This is a genomic window from Streptomyces sp. NBC_01446 (genome assembly GCF_026340095.1).
Taxonomy (GTDB): domain Bacteria; phylum Actinomycetota; class Actinomycetes; order Streptomycetales; family Streptomycetaceae; genus Streptomyces; species Streptomyces aureus.
Map to the genome: position 1 here is coordinate 6814515 of NZ_JAPEPO010000001.1, position 20283 is coordinate 6834797.

Genomic DNA, 20283 nt, shown 5'->3' on the forward strand with positions numbered 1-20283 from the left:
TCAGCTCCTTCGCACCCAGGACGCTCCCCGGTGGAATGTCCCTCGCCCGCTCAGAACCGGCGACAGCCCGAGAATGTGACAGCGCCCGCGGGACGGCTCAGGAACGCGCCAGCTGACGCCCCACGAACACCAGCTTGTCGGGGTTCATGACGGCCCGCATCTGTGCGATCAGCCCGCCGCGTACCTCGAACGAGACGACCCCGACGAGCACGTCGCCCACCCACGCCACGAGCGCGGGCGCGCCGTTGATCTGCGACACGGTGAAGTCGAGACCCGCCCGCACGGACCCGCCGGCCAGGAATCGCAGAACCTTCTCGCGCCCGAGAATCGGCCGCCGGGCCGCGGTGACCTTGCCGCCCCCGTCCGCCCACCAGGTCACATCGGCCGCGAGCAGCCTCTCCAGACCGGCGACATCGCCCTCACGGGCCGCCGCCACGAACGAGTCGATCAGCCCACGCCGGACCTCGGGCGTGGGCTCGAACCTGGCCTCCTCAGCCGCGACACGATCCACTGCCCGCCGGTACAGCTGACGGCAGTTGGCCTCACCCAGGTCGAGCACCCCGGCGATCTCCCGATACCTGTACGCGAACGCCTCCCGCAGCACATAGACCGCTCGCTCCGCCGGGCTCAGCCGTTCGAGCAGCACCAGAAGGGCGGTCGAGACGGCGTCGCGCCGCTCCGCCGACTCCAGTGGGCCGAGGGTGCCGTCCGAGGTGAGCACGGGCTCCGGCAGCCACGGCCCCGCGTACCGCTCGCGCTGCGCCCTGGCCGAGGTGAGCCGGTTGAGACAGAGGTTCGTGACCACCTTCGCGAGCCAGGCGGCCGGCCGGCCGATCGCGCCCCGGTCCGCGCCGCTCCATCGCAGATACGCGTCCTGCACCGTGTCCTCGGCCTCCTCGGCCGAACCGAGCATCCGATACGCGAGCCCGAACATGCGCGGACGGTGGGACTCGAACTCGTCGGCGGTTGCGATCGTCACGCTCTTACCCTGGCAGAGGCGACCGCCCGGAACGCTGCGCGAGTCCACGCACACGGCCTGTGAGCCAGCCCACAGGCGATCACCCGTTTGGCCCACGCGTGGACGTGGCACACTGGCCCTGTACCAGAAGCAGCGCACTCCGGGGTCGGTGAAAGTCCGAACCGGCGGTTACAGTCCGCGACCCGGTCGCTTCCAGCGGCCGGTTGACCAGGTGAAATTCCTGGACCGACGGTTAAAGTCCGGATGGGAGGCAGTGCGCGGCGGGCGGGCATTCGTGCGCGCCGCCGTCTGTTTCGACTTGTCCTCAGGGACAGGTCTCATTCGGCGTCGTCCTCGGTGTTCTCGCCCGTACGTTCTGTCGCCCTATCGCGACAGTGCCCCGGAGTCCGTGCCCGAAGAGGCAGGAGGACCCGGTGGCCACCACTTCCGTAGTGCCCGCCCGGCGAGCAGCCGTGCGCCCGCGCGCGTCCTTCGCTCCTTCAGGAATCCCCGCCGGCCCTGAGGCGTTGCGCCTCACTGCCGCCCTTGTCGGCCCCGCGGCCCCTGCAGCGAAGGAGCACTGAAGTGTTCACCGGAATCGTCGAAGAGCTGGGCGAGATCACTGCCGTCGAGGAACTCGGCGACGCCTCCCGCTTCAGGCTGCGCGGCCCCGTCGTCACCGAAGGGGCCCGCCACGGCGACTCCATCGCCGTCAACGGCGTCTGTCTGACGGTCGTGGAGCACGAGGGCGACGAGTTCACCGCCGATGTCATGGCGGAGACCCTCGACCGGTCCAGCCTCGGCGCCCTCGCGGTCGGCTCCCGGGTCAACCTGGAGCGCCCCACCGCTGTCGGCGCGCGCCTCGGTGGACACATCGTGCAGGGACACGTCGACGGCACGGGCAGCATCGTCGAGCGCAAGCCGTCGGAGAACTGGGAGATCGTCAAGGTCTCGCTCCCGGCGCACCTCGCGCGCTACGTCGTCGAGAAGGGCTCCATCACCGTCGACGGAGTGAGCCTCACGGTCGTCGACGCGGGCCCCGACTACTTCACCATCAGCCTGATCCCCACCACCCTCGCCCTGACCACGCTCGGCCTGAAGCAGGCCGGCGACCCGGTCAACCTCGAGGTCGACGTCATCGCCAAGTACGTCGAGCGGCTGCTCGGCGACCGTGCCCAGGAGGCCACCAAGTGAGCCTGAACTGGCTGAACTCCGAGGCGTTCACGCTCTTCGGCCAGCACATCATGTGGTCCGACATGATCGGCAACACCGTCGGTCTGGTCGCCCTCGCGCTCGGCTGGCGCCGCTCGATCTGGACCTGGCCCGCGCAGCTCGTCTCCGGCCTCATCCTCCTCACGGCCTTCGCGACCGCCCACCTCTCGGGCAGCGCGGGCAAGCAGCTCGTGGTCATCGTCGTCGCCGGGTGGGGCTGGTGGCAGTGGAACCGCGGCAAGGGGCAGGCCCAGGACGGCTCCCTCGCCGTCCGGTTCGCCACCTGGCGCGAGCGCGGCTACCTGCTGGGCGCCGCCGCACTCGGCACCCTGGCGGTCGGCGGCCTGTTCACCGCTTTCCCCACGCTTTCGTGGGACCCCTGGCCGGACGCGTACATCTTCGTCGGCACGATCGTCGCCATGTACGCCCAGGCGCGCGGCATGGTCGAGTTCTGGTTCGCCTGGCTGCTCGTCGACCTGGTGGGCGTACCGCTGAACTTCGCCAACGGATTCGCCTTCTCCGGTTTCGTCTACGTGATCTACGGCGCGCTCGTCCTGTGGGGCATGCGCGACTGGTGGCTGCGGTCCCGCTCGGCCTCGCAGCCCGCCCTGGAAGGAGCACCGGCATGACCACGGCACCCGTCTGGTACAGCACCTCGCACGACGAGGACACCTCGGACCTGTCGCTCGACCCCGTCGAGCAGGCGATCCGCGACATCGCGAACGGCCGGCCCGTCGTGGTCGTCGACGACGAGGACCGCGAGAACGAGGGCGACCTCGTCATCGCGGCCGAGAAGGCCACCCCCGAGATCGTCGCCTTCATGATGAGCGAGTGCCGCGGCCTGATCTGCGCTCCCATGGAGAACGACGAGCTGGAGCGCCTCCAGCTGCCGCAGATGGTCGAGAACAACACCGAGTCGATGCGCACCGCCTTCACGGTCTCCGTCGACGCGGGCCCCGCGCACGGCGTGACCACCGGCATCTCCGCCGCCGACCGCGCCACCACGCTCCAGCTCCTGGCCGGCGGCACCGCCGAGGCCGGCGACTTCGTGCGGCCGGGCCACATCTTCCCGCTGCGCGCCAAAGCCGGCGGTGTCCTGGTCAGGAACGGCCACACCGAGGCCGCCGTCGACCTCGCCCGGCTCGCGGGCCTGCGCCCCGCCGGCGCGATCGTCGAGATCGCGGGCGAGGACGGCACGATGCTGCGCCTGCCCGAGCTCATCCCGTTCGCCCGCAAGCACGGCCTGACGATCATCTCCATCGAGGACCTGATCGCCTACCGCCGTTCCTCCGAGCCGACGGTCCGCCGCGAGGCCGAGGTCAATCTGCCCACCGCCTTCGGCGACTTCACCGCGTACGGCTACCGCTCCACGGTCGACGGTGTCGAGCATGTCGCCCTCGTCCACGGCGAGATCGGCGACGGCGACGACGTCCTCGTGCGGGTCCACTCCGAATGCCTCACCGGAGATGTCTTCCACTCGCTGCGCTGCGACTGCGGCCCCCAGCTGGAGGAGTCGATGCGGCGCATCACCGAGGAGGGGCGCGGCATCGTCGTCTACCTGCGCGGCCACGAGGGACGCGGCATCGGCCTGCTCTCCAAGCTGCGCGCCTACGAGCTCCAGGAGCGCGGCCGCGACACGCTGGACGCCAACCTGGAACTGGGCCTTCCGGCCGACTCGCGGGACTACGCGGCGGGCGCCCAGATCCTCGAGGACCTCGGCGTGCGCGGCCTGCGCCTGCTGACCAACAACCCGGACAAGACCGACGCGCTCCTGCGGCACGGCCTCAAGGTCGTCGCCCGCGAGTCCATGCCGGTCCAGGCGGGCGAGCACAACCTCCGTTACCTGCGCACCAAGCGGGACCGGATGGGCCACGACCTGCCCTGGCTGGACGCCCCCGCGTCCACGACCTGCGCGAGCCAGTAGCCCGTACCCCCCTTCAGAACACACACCGAACACCGAACACAGCACCACACGAGCACTGAGGAGCAACGTGAGTGGCAAGGGCGCACCCGAACTGTCCGTACGCAACTGCGGTGACCTGCGCGTCGCCGTCATCGCGGCGCAGTGGCACGAGAAGGTGATGGACGGCCTCGTGGACGGCGCCCTGCGCGCCCTGCACGAGCTCGGCATCGACGAGCCGACCCTTCTCCGGGTCCCGGGCAGCTTCGAACTCCCCGTCGTCGCCAAGGTCCTCGCGGGCCGCGGCTACGACGCGATCGTCGCCCTCGGCGTCGTCATCCGGGGCGGCACCCCGCACTTCGAGTACGTGTGCCAGGGCGTCACCATGGGGCTCACCCAGGTCACCATCGACACCGGCGTCCCCGTCGGCTTCGGCGTGCTGACCTGTGACACCGAGGAGCAGGCCCTCGACCGCGCCGGAATCGAGGGCTCGAACGAGGACAAGGGCCACGAGGCCGTCACGGCGGCCGTCGCCACGGCGGCCACACTGCGCTCGGTCAGCGAACCCTGGCGCTGAGTGGCCGGGCGGAACCCCGTAGTCTTAGGACCATCATGGCGAACAAAACCTTCGAAGAGCTCTTCGCCGAGCTTCAGCTCAAGGCCAAGAACGGCGACCCCGCGACGTCCCGCACCGCCGAACTGGTGGACAAGGGCGTTCATGCCATCGGCAAGAAGGTCGTCGAGGAGGCCGCCGAAGTCTGGATGGCAGCCGAGCACGAGGGCAAGGAGGCCGCTGCCGAGGAGATCTCGCAGCTGCTGTACCACGTCCAGGTGATGATGGTCGCCCGGGGAATCTCCCTCGACGACGTCTACGCCCACCTCTAGAGCCGGCGTCAAGTTCCCACTCGCACGTCACACCCCTCTTGAACGCAAAGGAATCCGACCTCATGCTGCGCATCGCCGTCCCCAACAAGGGTTCACTGTCCGGACCTGCGTCGGCGATGCTCCATGAGGCCGGATACCAGCAGCGCAAGGAGTCCAAGGAGCTCGTCCTCGTCGACCCGGTCAACGAGGTGGAGTTCTTCTACCTGCGGCCCAAGGACATCGCGATCTACGTGTCCTCGGGCAAGCTCGACATCGGCATCACCGGCGAGGACCTGCTGATCGACTCCGGCGTCAACGCCGAGGTCATCCTGCCGCTCGGCTTCGCCCGCTCCACGTTCCGCTTCGCGGCCAAGCCGGGCACCGTCTCCGGCCTCGAGGACCTCGCGGGCAAGACGATCGCCACCTCCTACGAGGGCATCGTCGGCAAGCACCTCGCCGAGTCCGGTGTCGACGCGTCCGTCGTCCACCTCGACGGCGCCGTCGAGACGGCCATCGAGCTGGGCGTCGCCCAGGTCATCGCCGACGTCGTCGAGACCGGTACCTCCCTGCGCAACGCGGGCCTCGAGGTCTTCGGCGAGCCCATCATGAAGTCCGAGGCCGTCGTGATCCGCCGCTCCGGCGCGGCTGCCGAAGAGCCCAAGGTCCAGCAGTTCCTGCGCCGCCTCCAGGGCGTCCTGGTCGCCAGGACGTACGTGATGATGGACTACGACTGCCGCGCCGAGCACCTGGAGCAGGCCGTCGCCCTCACCCCGGGTCTCGAGTCGCCGACGGTCTCGCCCCTGCACAACGAGGGCTGGGTCGCCGTCCGCGCGATGGTCCCCGCCAAGGGCGCCCAGCGGATCATGGACGACCTGTACGAGCTCGGCGCGCGGGCCATCCTGACCACGGCCATCCACGCCTGCCGCCTCTGAGGACCGCACCCATGTCCGAAGTCCCCACGCTGCCCGTCACCTTCCGGCCGGCCCGCACCCGGGCCGTCCTGCTCGGCCTCGGCGGCGCGATGTTCGTCACTCTCACCGCCATCGCCCTCATGCTGGGCGGCCTCAACCCGGGCGACCGACTCACCTTCATCTTCACCGGGGCGCTCCTCGTCGGCGGGCTCGTCCTGCTCGCCCGGCCCAAGGTCGTGGCGGACGACGAGGGCGTCACTGTGGTGAACATCGCACGCAGCCGCCGCCTGGCCTGGGCGGAGATCGTCCAGGTCACCCTGCGGCCCGGCGACCCCTGGGTGTTCCTCAACCTCAGCGACGGCACGAGCCTGGCCGCCATGGGCATCCAGCCCGCCATGGCCAAGGAGCGTGCCCTCGCCGACGCGCGTGCCCTGCGCGCCCTCACCGAGGCCCGTTCCACGGCCTCCGGGGAACTTCGGGGCTGACTCGGGGCCGCACGCCCTGACGCTTCCAGCCCTGTCTTGATTAATCTGGTGGCGGGGCGCGCGCACATCGCCGCCCCGCTCCCGACCACGGGTCCGCCAGGGCCCCGGGGGTTTCCTGCTAACCGAGGAGTGACTCCCTCCGGCGATGGACGGTTCGTCCTGCAGTACATGCGCCGCCCCCTCCCGACATAGCGCGACCGAATTGCGCGTTATGTGCGCGGAGGCGGCGGCATGACCATCCCCTTGTTGCTCCTCGGAGCGGCATTCCTGCTGATCCTGGCCAACGGCTTCTTCGTGGCGGCCGAGTTCGGCCTCGTCACGGTGGAGCGCGCCGACGCCGAGAAGGCCGCGGCCGACGGCGACCGACGGGCCCGTACCGTCGTGAACGCCCTCAAGGAGCTGTCCTTCCAGCTCTCCGGCACCCAACTCGGCATCACCATCACCTCACTGGTCGTCGGCATGCTCGCCGAACCGGCGCTCGCGACGCTGCTCGCGGGGCCCTTCACCGCCGTCGGTGTACCGGAAGGCGCCGTCGGCGGCGTCTCCGTCGTCTTCGGCATGCTCCTGGCCTCCGCCGTGCAGATGGTGATCGGCGAGCTCGTGCCGAAGAACTGGGCGGTGTCCAAGCCGCTCCAGGTCGCACGGTTCGTCGCGGGCCCCCAGCACGTGTTCTCGCGCCTCTTCAGGCCCGTGATCGCGCTGCTCAACGCCGTGGCCAACCGCGCCGTACGCGCCCTGGGCGTCGAGCCCGCCGACGAGCTGGCCTCGGCCCGCACCCCCGGTGAACTCGTCTCCCTGGCCAGGCACTCCGCGCAGGCGGGCACTCTGGAGCAGGACACGGCGGACCTGTTCGTCCGCACCCTGTCCCTCGGTGAGCTCACCGCCCAGCACGTCATGACGCCGCGCGTGAAGGTCAGCGCGCTCCAGTCCTCGGCGACCGCCGAGGACGTCGTCAACCTCACGCGCGCCACCGGCCTCTCCCGCTTTCCGGTCTACCGCGAGCGGATCGACGAGGTCGTCGGCATGGTGCACCTCAAGGACGCGCTGGCGGTGCCCGCGCACGAGCGGCTGCGCACTCCCGTGAGCCGCATCGCCCAGGCCCCGCTGCTCGTCCCGGAGACGCTGCCCGTGCAGCCCCTCCTGGAGCGCCTGCGCAGCGAGCAGCCCATAGCCGTCGTCGTCGACGAGTACGGCGGCACGGCCGGGGTCGTCACCCTGGAGGACATCGTTGAGGAGCTCGTCGGCGAGGTCCGCGACGAGCACGACCGCCTCGACCTGCCCGAGCTCGCGGTCGCCCCGTCCGAGGACGGCCGCCCCGCGTGGGACGCCGACGGCAGCTGCCGGGTCGACATCCTGCGCCGCATAGGACTCGACGTACCGGAAGGCCCGTACGAGACCGTCGCAGGTCTCGTCGCCGATCTGCTGGGCCGGATCCCCGCGCCCGGTGACCGGGCCGAGCTGCCCGGCTGGCGGCTCGCGGTGCGTCAGGTCGACCACTACCGCGCGGAGCGCGTCCGGATCGTACGGACCGTGGACGCCGCCCAGCTGGCGGAGGCCGCCCGATGAGCGCGCTCCAACTGTTCTTCGCCCTTCTCCTCGTGCTGGCCAACGGTTTCTTCGTGGGTGCCGAGTTCGCCCTCGTGTCCGTGCGCCGCAGCCAGATCGAGCCGCTGGACACCAAGCGGGCCCGCCAGGTCCTGTACGGCCTGGAGCACCTGCCGCAGATGATGGCGGCGGCCCAGTTCGGCATCACCGTCTGCTCCTTGACGCTCGGCGCGGTCGCCGAGCCGACGGTCGCCCATCTGCTGGAGCCGCTCTTCGAGGCGATGCACCTGCCCGAGGGAATGATCCACCCTCTCGGCTACGTCATCGCGCTCGCCGCCGTCGTCAGCCTCCACCTCGTCATCGGCGAGATGATCCCGAAGAACCTCGCGATGGCGGCGCCGGAGAAGACCGCCCTCTGGTTCAGCCCCGGCCTCGTCGCCTTCGCCCGGCTGTGCCGGCCGGTCACCGTCGCCCTGGGCGCCTGTGCCCGGCTCGTGCTGAAGCTGTTCGGGGTCGAGCCGAGGGACGAGGTCGAGGCGGTCTTCACCAGCGTGCAGCTCGGCCGTCTCGTCGAGGACTCCGGACAGGCGGGGCTGCTCGAACCCGAGGCGCAGGAACGCCTGGAGGACGCCCTGGAGCTGGGCTCGCGCCCGGTCACCGACGTCCTGCTCGACCGGGCGTCCCTGGTCACGGTCGGTCCCTCGGTCACTCCCGGCCAGGTCATCGAGCTGACCGGCAGGACGGGCTACTCCCGCTTCCCGGTCTGCGCGGAGGGGGGCGCCTTCATGGGCTATCTGCACGTGAAGGACGTCCTCGACCTGATCGACTCCGCCGACCACGACCGCGCGGTGCCGCAGCAGATCTGGCGTCCCATGACGACGCTGCGCGCCGAACTCCCGCTCGACGACGCCCTGACGGTGATGCGCCGCGCCGCGACGCACCTCGCACAGGTCGCCGACGCCTCGGGCCGGGTCCTCGGCCTGGTCGCCCTGGAGGACGTCCTGGAGATGCTCGTCGGCGAGGTCCGTGACCCCGCGCACCGGGACGCTCCCGCGCCCGGGGCGAGGGTGACGGAGCCGCGGGCCGAGGCGCCGGAGGAGGCGCTGGCCGGCTGACAGGAGCGCACGCGAAGGGGCGGGTCCCGGATCGGGCCCGCCCCTTCGCCCATGTCACATCGCGGACGGATCCTGGGGCCCGCGCCCCGAGAGGACCTCGCCGTACGCCTGCATCAGATCGGGCAGCCGCAGCGTCGACAGGTCGTCCCGCGTCGGAGTCGTCGTGTACCCCGTCAGCCGCAGGTCCCGGTAGGCGCACGACTTCTCGTACAGCGTCCGCAGGAACCTTCCGTTGCCGAGCTCGTCGATCCAGCCCTGGTCGACGACGTGTCCGCTGACGGAGCGCAGCTCGTCGAGCGCCTCCTCGTCCCACACGTCCCCGTTCTCCGCGGCGAGCACCTCGCCGATCGAGGTGAGTTCGAGGGGCCGGTACGAGGGGAAGTCGACCCGCGTCGTGAAGCGCGAGGACAGTCCGGGGTTCGCCGCGAGGAGGCGGTCCATGCCCTCCGGGTAGCCGGCGAGGATCACCACGAGGTGGTCCCTGTTGTCCTCGGCGCGCTTCAGGAGGACCTGGAGCGCCTCGTCGCCGTACGCGTCGCCCTTGCCGTAGCCCGAGTTCGACAGGGCGTACGCCTCGTCGACGAACAGGACGCCGCCGATCGCCGAGTCGATCAGCTCGTTCGCCTTCACGGCCGTCTGGCCCAGATACTCGCCGACCAGGTCGGCCCGCTGGGCCTCCACGAGATGGTCGCCGCCGAGCAGCCCGAGCGCGTAGAAGACGCGGCCGAGGATGCGGGCCACGGTGGTCTTGCCGGTGCCGGAGGGGCCCGAGAAGACGAAGTGCCGTTTCGGCGGCTGCACGGGAAGGCCCTGCCCGGCGCGCAGGCGCGCCATGTTCAGCTGGGCCGAGAGAGCCTTCACCTGCCGCTTCACCGGTTCCAGGCCGACCATCCGCTCCAGCTCGGCGAGGGCCTCTTCGAGCAGTGCGGGGTCGGCGGGGCCGGCGGGCAGTTGCTGCGTGATCGGTACGACGGCCTTCTCGCGGACCGCGTCGGTCTCGGCGGACACGGCGCCGGGCGGCGGCAGATCGGGCTCGCTCACCTTCAGGTCCCGGCCGTCGCCCTCGTACAGCGGGTCCATCGACTCGGAGCCGTCCAGCACGTCCTGGCCGAGCCCGGTCATGGTGAGGGGACTGAGGTCCGTGCCGTCGCCGAAGTCGCCGTAGCCGTCGCCCTCGGCGATGGCCGCGAGGCGGGCCGAGGTGTCCATGAAGGCGGGGTCCACGCGGTGCACGGCCCGGTACAGGGGGAGCGCGGCGGCGGAGCGTCCGGTGCCCTCGTGCGCGCGGGCCAGCCAGTAGCGCAGCTCCTTGCGCTGGGGCTGCTCGCTCCGGCAGCGCATCAGCGCGGCGGACAGGAGCGGTTCGGCCTGCCCGTACATCTCCAGGCGCACGCGGGCCATCCCGCCGAAGAGCCCGGCCTCGATGCCGAGGAGCCCGTCGTCGAGCAGCGGGTCCGTGTGCCGGACCAGCTGCTCCCAGTCCTTGACGAGGTAGGCGCGGCAGGCGTGCAGGAACCGCACCTGCGGATCGGCGTCCACCCGCGGCAGCGTCGCCAACGCCCCGTCCAGGTCCGGGACATGGCGCCCGTCGAGCCAGTGCGACGCGTGGGCGAGCAGCAGATCGCGCGGCCGCTCCAGCACGGGCTGCACCCACCAGCCGAGCCAGTACCAGGAGTTCAGGGTGCGCCGGTGCCGGGTGCGCTGCTCGCCGAACCGGTCGCGGTGCCGGAACATGCGCAGCAGCGCCGTCGTCGTGTCGATGCGTAACGCGTGCAGCCCCAGCCAGCCGTCGGCCATGCCGGGGTCCATCCGGACCGCGGCCCGGAACTCCTCCTCGGCCTGCGGATAGGCGCCCATGGTGTAGGCGTCCACGCCACGCACCCAGGCGAGGTCGGCCGGGCCGGGCGAGCCCTGTGTGCCGAAGTCCATCACGTCCCCCACAAACCGTGCCCCCGTGGTACGCCGTCGGGCCTGTGCCCGCCGGCTCCTGCGCCGAACCGATGTGCTGTGGACGGGAGTTGCCATGGTGCGGACCGCGAGCCGTCCGTAAGCCGCACCGAGAGGCATCGTACCTGCGCAGCAGTCGTCGGCCGAGGGCGCCGCAGGGCCGGATCCGAGGCGGACGGCGCAGGTGGGGGCGAGGCCGGACGGTGACCGAGGGTGAACGAATCAGGGCTCACCGCACCCCCGAAGGGGTGAACAGGGCAGAACGAAGCCCCCGATCACGGGGGAACAACCGGGGGCTTCGCGTCTGCCGGCGGCCCCGAAAGGCCGCACATTCAGAACGTAAGTCCTGTACGGCCCCTCGGTCAAGCCGAGTTGAGGCACTCGCGGAAACTGACGGAAGGCGCTTCGGGAGGGGTCAGCGCGCTGCCGACGGTCCTTCACGGTGAGTGACGGAAGGCGTCGAAAGTCCGGTCCCGGAAGGCATCTGGCGTGCCTCGTAGCCCTCAGAACACTCGCGTACCAATGTCTGGGCGAAGGGGCGCGAGGGGTCGTCGGCGAAGTGCGCGCGCTCCGCACGGATCCAGCCGTCCCAGAAATCGCTCTGCGCCGGTCCGTCCCGTCGCCGCCCCCGTTCCCAGGACACCTCCTCCGGCGTGTCCATCCACAACAGCCACGCCAGGAAGGGCCGCACGGCGCGCCGGCCCGCCCCCACGCCCTCCATCAGGACCACCGGCGCGGGCGTCAGGGCGCGCGCCGGGCAGAAGCGCCGGGCGTTCCAGTCGTACGGCTCGTACCTGGCGCTCTCGCCGCGGGAGAGCGGATCGATGACCTGCTCGCGCAGCCGTGCCGTCCAGTCGAAGAGGGCGTCGTGGCTGGCGAGATCGTCGAGGTGCAGGACGGGCGCCTGACCGAGCGCCTCGGCGAGCTTGGCGGCGAACGTCGACTTGCCGGAGCCCGCGTGGCCGTCGACGGCGATCAGCCGGACCGGGCCGCAGGAGGGCGGCAGGGCGCGCAGAGTCGCGGCGAGCCGGGGGAGCGGCATGTGCTGGAAGGTCATCGCCCGCAAGGGTACGGGAGGCGCCCGGCCGGTTTCCCGCGCGCCGCCGCAGGTCATGCCAGTGGTACAGGCCAATATTGGTAGCCACGACAGGCCCGGAAACGCTGGTGGAAGTCAGCGGGTACCGGCCATAGTTGGCGCACTGTCGTGCACCTCACCCGCCCCTTTACGGATACCTCGTCGACTGGGGGAGCCCCGCCCATGACCCGACCCGAACCTCTGTCCCGCAGAACCCTGCTCACCGCCGCCGCGGCCACCGCGGGCGCAGCGGCGCTCGCCACGACCGCGGGTACCGCCGTCGCGGGCACCGGCGCACCGGCCCCCGCTCACGCGGCCCCGCGCCTCGTGGACAACCACGCCTGGACCTCGCACTCGGACTGGCGCTCCGGAACGGCGGCCGGCACCCGCGCGGTCGCCGGGTCCCGCCCCGGCCTGACGCTCGCGACGCCCGAGGGCCGCACCGACTACACGGATCCGCACACGGGCAAGACCGCCACCTGGGAGTACGGCCGGTGGACCTCGCCGGCCCACCGTCTGTCGGTGCCCGCCACCGAGGTCATCGCCTCCTGGAACGCGCGCACCCCGGCCGGCACCTGGATCCAGATCGAACTCCAGGGCACGTACTCCGACGGCGCGGCGACGCCCTGGTACGTGATGGGCCGCTGGGCCGCGGGAGACCAGGACATCCGGCGGACCTCCGTCGACGACCAGTCGGACGGTAAGTCCAGTATCTGGACGGACACCTTCTCGATCGACGACGCGGCCTCGGGCCTGCGCCTCGTCTCGTACCAACTGCGGCTGACCCTGTATCGCGCGCCGGGCTCCACGGCCTCGCCCCTCGTGTGGCGGCTCGGTGCCATGGGCTCCGACGTCCCCGACCGCTTCTCGGTCCCGGCCTCGCAGCCGGGGCTCGCCAAGGAACTGTCCGTTCCGCGTTTCTCGCAGAACGTCCACGCGGGCCAGTACCCCGAGTACGACAACGGCGGCGAGGCCTGGTGCAGCCCCACCTCCTCGCAGATGATCATCGAGTACTGGGGTCGCAAGCCCTCCGCGGACGACCTGTCCTGGGTCAACCCGGACTACGCGGACCCGGAGGTCTGCCACGCGGCCCGCTTCACGTATGACTACCAGTACGAGGGCTGCGGCAACTGGCCCTTCAACGCGGCCTACGCGGCGACGTACAAGGACCTCCAGGGAGTCGTCACGCGGCTCGGCTCGCTCAGCGATCTGGAGACCCTGATCGCGGCGGGGATCCCGGCCATAACGTCGCAGTCGTTCCTCAAGGAGGAGCTGACGGGGGCGGGGTACGGGACGTCCGGACACCTCATGACGGTGATCGGCTTCACGGCGGACGGCGACGTGATCGCCAACGACCCGGCGTCGCCCAGTGACACGGCCGTGCGCCGCGTCTACAAGAGGGCGGAGTGGGAGAAGATCTGGCTCCGTACCAAGCGGTACAACGCCACCGGCAAGGTCGTGTCCGGCACCGGCGGCGTCTGCTACCTGTACTTCCCGGCCCACCCGACCTCGAAGCAGCGCCGCGCGCTCGAGGCGGTCGGTGTCCGCTGAGGCACCCGCCACGGCCCCTCCCGACGCGACCGGGAGGGGCCGCGGCATGTCCGCGACGATTCCACGGGCGGATCGGCCCGGGACCGGATCCACGCCCGGGTCCGGGTGGCCCGGCATCGGTGCCGGCGGTCTTTCCCCGCGGGTGTGTCACAGATGTGAGCCGCACGGCGCCACAGGGTAGTTGTGCGTGAGCAAGCTCTCGCCCACAACCGGCTGCGGCGGTGGCATGGTGGACGGGTCAGTGGGGGGATGCCACTGCCGGACGACCTCAGCGAGATGCCATGACCGCGACCACCGTCACGAACCGCGCCGCCCGGACCCGCACCGGCGGCCCCAAGGACAACGGCCCCAAGATCCTTGAGCACATCCTCGGCTGGACCTTCGTCGTGGTCCTGGCCATGTTCGTCACGCAGGCCGGCCTGATGTGACCCGGCTCTCCCCGGCGCCGGGCTCGACGCACCAGGGCCGGTCCGGGAGCCCATGAGCCCGTGGAGCCACCGCGAGACCCTGCGGGTGAGCGAGCGGTTCGAGCCGGACTGCCGGGAGCCCGCGAGGCCCTGACGCGACGCGAAGGGGCGGGGGACGCCGCGCATCCCCCGCCCCAAGTGCCCTACCTGAGTGGCTAGTTGACCGACTTGATCAGCTCGCCGTTCGTCGTGTCACCGCTGAGCTCCCAGAGGAAGGTGCCTCCGAGGCCCTGCTGGTTCTTGTAGTCCATCTTCCCGGCGATGGTGGCCGGGGTGTCGTAGCTCCACCAGTTGTTGCCGCAGTACGCGTAGGCGGTGCCGCCGACCGTGCCCGTCGCCGGGCACTTCGACTTGAGCTCCTTGTAGTCGTCGATGCCCTGCTCGTACTTGCCGGCCGCCGGGCCCGTGGCCGTGCCGCCGGGCGCCGACTGCGTGACGCCGGTCCAGCCGCGCCCGTAGAAGCCGATGCCGAGCAGCAGCTTCGACGCCGGGACGCCGAGGCCCTTGAGCTTGGTGACGGTGGCGTCGGTGTTGTAGCCCGCCTTGGGGATACCGCTGTACGAGGTCAGGGGCGAGTGCGGGGCGGTCGGCCCCTGCGCGTCCCAGGCCCCGAAGTAGTCGTACGTCATCGGGTTGTACCAGTCGACGTACTGGGCGGCACCGGCGTAGTCGGTGGCGTCGATCTTGCCGCCGTCGGAGGCGTCGGCCGGGATCGCGGACGTGATCAGCGCGCTGGAGCCGAACTTCGAACGCAGCGCGCTCATCAGGTTCTTGTAGGCGTCGCGCCCGCTCGTGTCGCAGGACAGGCCACAGGCGTTGGGGTACTCCCAGTCGATGTCGATGCCGTCGAAGACGTCGGCCCACTTGGAGTTCTCGACCAGGTCGTAGCAGGACTGCGCGAACCCGGCCGGGTCCTTGGCGGCGTCGGTGAACCCGCCCGACCAGGTCCAACCGCCGAAGGACCAGAGGATCTTGAGGTTCGGGTGCAGCTTCTTCAGCTTGAGCAGCTGGTTGAAGTTGCCGCGCAGCGGCTGGTCCCAGGTGTCGGCGACGCCGTCCACCGCTTGGTCGGCGGTGTACGCCTTGTCGGTGGCGGCGTACGAGTCGCCCATCGCGCACTTGCCGCCGGTGACGTTGCCGAAGGCGTAGTTGATGTGCGTGAGCTTGTCGGCCGAGCCGGACGTCTCGATGTTCTTGACGTGGTAGTTCCGGTCGTAGACACCCCATTCGGTGAAGTAGCCGACGACCTTCGAACCGGCTGCGGCTTCCTGGGGGCCGTCGTCGTTCTGCGCCGCGGCGGTGCCCGCGGAGGCGAGCAGTCCGGCGCCGAGAACGGCGCAACACGCGGCGGACAGGAGCGCCCGGAAGGAGGCGCGTGGACGGTGCGGTCTGAGCATCGTGTCTCCTCGTGGGGGAGGGGAGCGTGGGGGGATTTGCTGTGGACCTCGTGGGCGTCGTCGCGCGATCCGTGCCATGAGTCTTTGGCATGAACGCGTTAAGACGTTGCAGGGGACCTTAGGAGGACTAGACCAGTGGGGTCAATGGTGCGGACCAATGTGCTCGGGGCTCGACGGCCCCCGGTTCCCGCGGGCGGCGGCTTCGGGGCGGGGTCCCCGTGGCTTCCCATGGGGGCTCCGGGCCGCCCCGGCCGCCTCTCCGCCGTCTTTTCGGTATCTTTGAAGTAAGCGGTCGTTAACTGGTGACTGGCCGCCGTCGAACAGGCATACTCAACGGGCCGCAGCCGCTGGTCAGCGCCCGTCCGAGACCCGGAGGGGAGCCCTCGGCGGCGGCTCGAACACGGCGCCGCCGCACCACCCCGCGCGCGACCGCCGCAGCGCCCGACAGGGAGGAGAGCGTCGATATGCCCGACCGCGCCCCGCAGCCGGTGGACCGTCAACTGCCCACGGACGAGGCCCGGGATCTGTTCTCGCTCGTACGTGAGCTCGTGCAGCGCGAGATCGCCCCGAGCGCGGCCGAGGAGGAGGACGCCGGACGCTTCCCGCGCGGGACGTTCTCACTGCTCTCCGAGTCGGGTCTGCTCGGCCTCCCCTACGACTCCGACTTCGGCGGCGGCAACCAGCCGTACGAGGTCTACCTCCAGGTACTGGAGGAGCTCGCCGCCGCCCGGCTCACCGTCGGCCTCGGCGTCAGCGTTCACTCGCTGGCCTGCCACGCACTGGCCAATTTCGGCACCAAGGAGCAGCGGGCCGAGCACCTGCCCGCCATGCTCGGCGGCGGTCTGCTCGGCGCGTACTGCCTCTCCGAGCCGTCCTCGGGATCGGACGCCGCGTCCCTGCGGTCCAAGGCGGTCCGTGAAGGCGACGACTGGGTGATCACCGGCACCAAGGCCTGGATCACGCACGGCGGCGTCGCCGACTTCTACACGGTTCTGGCGCGCACCGGCGGCGAGGGGGCGCGTGGCATCACCGCGTTCCTGGTCCCGGGTGACGCCGAGGGGCTGAGCGCGGCGGCGCCCGAGAAGAAGATGGGGATGAAGGGCTCGCCCACGGCGCAGGTCCACTTCGACGGGGTGCGGGTGAGCGACGCGCGCCGGATCGGCGACGAGGGGCAGGGCTTCGCGATCGCGCTTTCCGCCCTCGATTCGGGCCGGCTCGGCATCGCCGCCTGCGCGATCGGCGTGGCCCAGGCGGCCCTCGACGAGGCCGTCTCGTACGCCACGGGGCGCGAGCAGTTCGGGCGGCCCATCGCCGACTTCCAGGGCCTGCGCTTCATGCTCGCCGACATGGCCACGCAGATAGAGGCCGGTCGAGCGCTCTATCTGACGGCGGCGCGCCTGCGCGACGCGGGCCGGCCCTTCTCCAAGCAGGCGGCCATGGCCAAGCTGATGTGCACGGACACGGCGATGAAGGTCACCACGGACGCCGTGCAGGTACTCGGGGGGTACGGCTACACGGCCGACTTCCCGGCCGAGCGCTATATGCGCGAGGCCAAGGTGCTGCAGATCGTGGAGGGCACCAATCAGATCCAGCGCATGGTCATCGCGCGGCACCTCGCCGGTCCTGAAACCCGCTGAACTGCCCGGTTCTGACCGGAGACGCCACCAGCCGGGCCCACTCCGGATCGTGGCGTCCCGGCAGGGTCTTGCCGCGGTCGGCCCAGTGGCTGACCAGGGCGCGGTAGATCGGTGGGTCCTGGGGCGCGGGGCGCTCCGGGGGCGGCGGCTGCGGAACCGATTCTGCGGTGGTGGGGACCAGGAGGCGCCGGCGACGGCCGGTTGCGGTCTGCGTAAGGGTCATGCCCAGGCCAACGCGCCCGCGGCGGGCAGGTCACCCTTCGGGGCATGGGGGCGTGCGTTCTAGGGCCCCCGTTCGGACCGGGCCGGATCACCGGCCCCGCGGGCCCGGCCCGATCCGGCCGTCACCGCATCCGGGTCGGCGCACGCATCTGGCTCCGGCGGCTCAGCTGACGTACCGTCAACTCCGCCGCCGGGGGCCGCACCCCTCCGGGCGACGTCAACCGCCGTACGCCCAGGGAGGAAACGCGTGGCAGACGACCGCCCCGTCGCGCTCGACGAATACCCGGTCCATCAGGTCCCGCTGTCCATGAAGCACGTCGCGACCGGTGACCGCAACGCCTACGACCGCTGCATCTTCCACCTCGTCGACCCCACCGGGGAGTTCCTGCTCATCCTCGGCCTCGGCGTCTACCCGAACCTCGGCGTCATCGACGCGTACGCGACCCTGCGCGTCGGCGACACCCTCCACGCGGTCCGCGCCTCCGACGCCCTGCGCGACGACACCCGCATGGAACTCGCCGTCGGCCCCCTCCGGATCCAGGTGGAACGTCCCCTGAAGGACTTCATCCTGACCTGCGAGGCCGACCCGGACGACCCGGACGGACTCTCGTACGAGATCAACTGGTCGGCGGCCTTTCCGGCCCTCTGGGAGCCCCACCACACGCAGCGGCGCGGCGGCCGCCTCACCCTTGAGGGCAGGCGCTTCGTGCAGGCCGGGCGCTGTGACGGCCGGCTCCGCATCGGCGGGCGCGCGGTGTCCCTCGACGGCTGGACCGGCACCCGCGACCGCAGTTGGGGCGTGCGCCCGGTCCCCGGCGAGGAGGGCGGCCGGCTCGCCGAGGAGAACAGGACCGAGGGCTTCCACTGGATCTGGTCGCCGGTCCGCTTCGACGACCGCTTCCTGATGGTGATCGTGCAGGAGGACGCGGACGGGTACCGCACCCTCAACGACGCCACCCTCGTCCGCGACGGCCACCCGGACCTCCAACTCGGCTGGCCCCAGGCCGACATCGCCTACCGGACCGGTACCCGTCACCCCGAGAGCGCCGTCGTCCACCTCACCGACCCGCTCTCCCGCAAACCCCTGGAACTCGGCGTCGAGATCCTCGCCTCGTCCCCGCTCGCCGTCGGCGCCGGGTACCCGCCCGCGGACGACTGGCAGCACGGCACCTGGCGCGGCCGCGACTGGACCGACCGCCGCAGCTACGACCTCTCCGACCCCGCCGCCCACCCGCTGGCCGCCTACGGCGTCATCGACCACGCGGCGCGCTTCACCCTGGACGGCCAGGTCGGCCACGGCATCTTCGAGCACGGCAGCTTCGGCAGGCACGACCCGAGCGGCTTCACCGGCTACGACTCCGTGGCGCCCTGAAAGGAGCCTGCGATGGCGACAGCACCCCGACCGCGCACCAGCACCCGCGACCCGGAGGAGGTGGCCCGGAAGCTCACCTCGTGGCTGGCCGTCCGTCTACCGGGCGCCAAAGCGGTGAACGTAAGCGTCCCCGAGTCCAACGGCATGTCCAGCGAGACCCTGCTCTTCGACATCGAATACCCCGAACCCCCGGTCCACGCCTGCGCGTTGAGACTCGCCGCCGACCCGTCCGCGTACACGATCTTCCCCGACTACGACATGCCGCGGCAGTACCGCACGATGCGGCTCGCCGCCGAGCGCACCGGGCTGCCGGTGCCGCGGGTTCTCTGGCTCGAGGAGGACCCCGGGCCCCTGGGCGCCCCGTTCTTCGTGATGGAGCGCGTCGAGGGCCGCGTACCGCCGGACGTCATGCCCTACACGTACGAAGGCAACTGGCTGCACTCCGCGACGGACGCCGAGCGAGCGCGGCTCCAGGATGCGACCGTGGGCCTCATCGCCCGCCTGCACGACGGAGTCCCGGCGTCCGAGGCCGAGTTCCTCGCCGCACCCGGCCGGGGAAGCGCCCTGTGCCGCCACGTCGAGGCCCAACGCGCCTACTACGCTTGGGTGGTGGACGGGCTGCCGACCTCGCCGCTCATCGAGAGCGCCTTCGACCGGCTCGCCGAACTCTGGCCCGCCGACGAGGGCGAACCCGTTCTCAACTGGGGCGACGCCCGCATCGGGAACATCATCTACGACGGCTTCGAACCGGCCGCTGTGCTCGACTGGGAAATGGCGGCCCTGGCCCCGCGCGAGGTCGACCTCGGCTGGACCGTGTACCTGCACCGCTTCTTCCAGGACCTGACGGAGAGCTTCGGCCAGGCCGGCCTGCCCGGCTTCCTGCGCCGCGCGGACATCGAGCGGCGCTACGCCCAACTCACCGGCCACACACCGCGCGACATGGACTTCCACACTCTGTACGCCGCCCTGCGTCACGCCATCGTGATGCTGCGCGTCGCCTACCGGCAGGTGTACTTCAAAGAGGTGGCCGTGCCGGACGATCCGGACACACTGATCCTGCACCACGCCAGTCTGCGGGCCATGGTGCAGGGCAGTTACTGGAGTTGAGGCGTCATCAGGCGGCCGTGCGGCGCACCTGCTCGGGGATGCGCAGCGGGCGCGAACCCGGGCCGGCCACGTGAGAGAAGGGCTGCATCCGCCAGTCAAGACCCTGAGGGAGCGTCAACAGGAGTGCGGCGTCCTGCTCCTGAGCCTCCGTCGAATCGTCGGCGGGCCGGGCGTCGGCCGCCGCGCGGCCCGTACCGGCACAGACCGTGAGACCGAACGGGTTCCACGGCGAGGCGCACAGCGCGTGCTCGGGCAGCACGTCCTCGTCGGCGAGCAGCGCGATCGGCTGTGCGCAGTCCGGGCAGAACACCCGGTACATCTCGAAGGTGTCGTACGCGTCGAACGCGTCGATTCCGGTGTCCTCCGGTTCGACACCCTCCGGCTCGGGCTCGATCGCCGGCTGCTGCCGACTGCGGGCAGGACGACCGGGACGCTTCACATTCTGCATGGGACTCTCCCCCTCGGGTGGGCCGACAAGGCGCTGCGGCCTCGACCACAGCAAGCACTTCCCGTCCCGT

At 71.1% G+C, this 20283-nt stretch carries 19 protein-coding genes and 1 riboswitch; of the genes, 14 read left to right on the forward strand and 5 right to left on the reverse strand.

Annotation, left to right across the window (positions count from 1 at the left end; all coding sequences use genetic code 11):
- Positions 1-97: 97 nt before the first annotated feature.
- The gene (locus OG456_RS30670; RefSeq protein WP_266566643.1) at positions 98-979 is read right to left on the reverse strand and encodes an RNA polymerase sigma-70 factor; all 882 of its coding nucleotides are present in this window, start codon (positions 977-979) and stop codon (positions 98-100) included.
- A 130-nt stretch (positions 980-1109) separates the two neighbouring features.
- A riboswitch (FMN riboswitch) is annotated at positions 1110-1240 on the forward strand.
- A gap of 303 nt (positions 1241-1543) precedes the next feature.
- Between OG456_RS30670 and OG456_RS30675 the strand changes: the two genes are divergently transcribed.
- The 9 genes from OG456_RS30675 (at position 1544) to OG456_RS30715 (ending at position 8990) form a co-directional block, all read left to right on the forward strand.
- Positions 1544-2152, forward strand: coding sequence for a riboflavin synthase (locus OG456_RS30675; protein ID WP_100597450.1), 609 nt, complete (start codon positions 1544-1546; stop codon positions 2150-2152).
- Positions 2153-2154: 2 nt separating this feature from the next.
- Positions 2155-2799, forward strand: coding sequence for a nicotinamide mononucleotide transporter family protein (locus OG456_RS30680; protein ID WP_266569488.1), 645 nt, complete (start codon positions 2155-2157; stop codon positions 2797-2799).
- Complete coding sequence (locus OG456_RS30685; protein WP_266566645.1) at positions 2796-4094, forward strand: bifunctional 3,4-dihydroxy-2-butanone-4-phosphate synthase/GTP cyclohydrolase II; 1299 nt, start codon at positions 2796-2798, stop codon at positions 4092-4094. The genes OG456_RS30680 and OG456_RS30685 overlap by 4 nt, the downstream gene beginning before the upstream one ends.
- Positions 4095-4161: 67 nt before the next feature.
- Positions 4162-4647, forward strand: a complete 486-nt coding sequence (gene ribH / locus OG456_RS30690) for a 6,7-dimethyl-8-ribityllumazine synthase (protein WP_100597452.1) — start codon at positions 4162-4164, stop codon at positions 4645-4647.
- Positions 4648-4682: 35 nt separating this feature from the next.
- Positions 4683-4955 carry a phosphoribosyl-ATP diphosphatase gene (locus OG456_RS30695; protein ID WP_100597453.1) on the forward strand — a complete coding sequence of 91 codons (273 nt, stop codon included), beginning with the start codon at positions 4683-4685 and terminating at the stop codon, positions 4953-4955.
- Between the two features lie 62 nt (positions 4956-5017).
- Positions 5018-5866 carry an ATP phosphoribosyltransferase gene (gene hisG, locus OG456_RS30700; RefSeq protein ID WP_266566648.1) on the forward strand — a complete coding sequence of 283 codons (849 nt, stop codon included), beginning with the start codon at positions 5018-5020 and terminating at the stop codon, positions 5864-5866.
- An 11-nt stretch (positions 5867-5877) separates the two neighbouring features.
- Positions 5878-6330, forward strand: a complete 453-nt coding sequence (locus OG456_RS30705) for a PH domain-containing protein (protein WP_266566650.1) — start codon at positions 5878-5880, stop codon at positions 6328-6330.
- Between the two features lie 231 nt (positions 6331-6561).
- Complete coding sequence (locus tag OG456_RS30710; RefSeq protein ID WP_266566652.1) at positions 6562-7896, forward strand: hemolysin family protein; 1335 nt, start codon at positions 6562-6564, stop codon at positions 7894-7896.
- Positions 7893-8990, forward strand: a complete 1098-nt coding sequence (locus tag OG456_RS30715) for a hemolysin family protein (protein ID WP_266566654.1) — start codon at positions 7893-7895, stop codon at positions 8988-8990. Before OG456_RS30710 ends, OG456_RS30715 begins: the two co-directional genes overlap by 4 nt.
- Before the next feature lie 54 nt (positions 8991-9044).
- Here the strand turns inward: OG456_RS30715 and OG456_RS30720 are convergent, their stop codons facing one another.
- Positions 9045-10919 carry an AAA family ATPase gene (locus OG456_RS30720; protein ID WP_266566656.1) on the reverse strand — a complete coding sequence of 625 codons (1875 nt, stop codon included), beginning with the start codon at positions 10917-10919 and terminating at the stop codon, positions 9045-9047.
- Positions 10920-11352: 433 nt separating this feature from the next.
- A complete protein-coding gene (locus OG456_RS30725) occupies positions 11353-11994 on the reverse strand; it encodes a uridine kinase (protein ID WP_266566658.1) in 642 nt (213 codons plus the stop codon).
- A gap of 201 nt (positions 11995-12195) precedes the next feature.
- On the opposite strand from OG456_RS30725, the gene OG456_RS30730 reads away from it, so the two are divergent.
- Both OG456_RS30730 and OG456_RS30735 read left to right on the forward strand, forming a co-directional pair.
- Positions 12196-13563 (forward strand): peptidase C39 family protein, encoded by a 1368-nt coding sequence (locus OG456_RS30730; protein WP_266566659.1) that lies wholly within the window; start codon positions 12196-12198, stop codon positions 13561-13563.
- Between the two features lie 281 nt (positions 13564-13844).
- Positions 13845-13991, forward strand: coding sequence for an SCO1431 family membrane protein (locus OG456_RS30735; protein ID WP_266566660.1), 147 nt, complete (start codon positions 13845-13847; stop codon positions 13989-13991).
- Between the two features lie 194 nt (positions 13992-14185).
- On the opposite strand, the gene OG456_RS30740 is transcribed toward OG456_RS30735, so the two are convergent.
- Positions 14186-15427 (reverse strand): glycoside hydrolase family 18 protein, encoded by a 1242-nt coding sequence (locus OG456_RS30740; RefSeq protein ID WP_266566662.1) that lies wholly within the window; start codon positions 15425-15427, stop codon positions 14186-14188.
- A 464-nt stretch (positions 15428-15891) separates the two neighbouring features.
- Between OG456_RS30740 and OG456_RS30745 the strand changes: the two genes are divergently transcribed.
- The 3 genes from OG456_RS30745 (at position 15892) to OG456_RS30755 (ending at position 19765) form a co-directional block, all read left to right on the forward strand.
- Complete coding sequence (locus OG456_RS30745) at positions 15892-17064, forward strand: acyl-CoA dehydrogenase family protein (RefSeq protein WP_266566663.1); 1173 nt, start codon at positions 15892-15894, stop codon at positions 17062-17064.
- A gap of 469 nt (positions 17065-17533) precedes the next feature.
- Positions 17534-18658, forward strand: coding sequence for a hypothetical protein (locus OG456_RS30750; protein ID WP_266566665.1), 1125 nt, complete (start codon positions 17534-17536; stop codon positions 18656-18658).
- Positions 18659-18670: 12 nt separating this feature from the next.
- Positions 18671-19765, forward strand: coding sequence for a phosphotransferase family protein (locus OG456_RS30755; protein WP_266566667.1), 1095 nt, complete (start codon positions 18671-18673; stop codon positions 19763-19765).
- 7 nt (positions 19766-19772) lie between these two features.
- Here the strand turns inward: OG456_RS30755 and OG456_RS30760 are convergent, their stop codons facing one another.
- Complete coding sequence (locus tag OG456_RS30760) at positions 19773-20213, reverse strand: hypothetical protein (RefSeq protein ID WP_266566669.1); 441 nt, start codon at positions 20211-20213, stop codon at positions 19773-19775.
- Between the last annotated feature and the right edge of the window lie 70 nt (positions 20214-20283).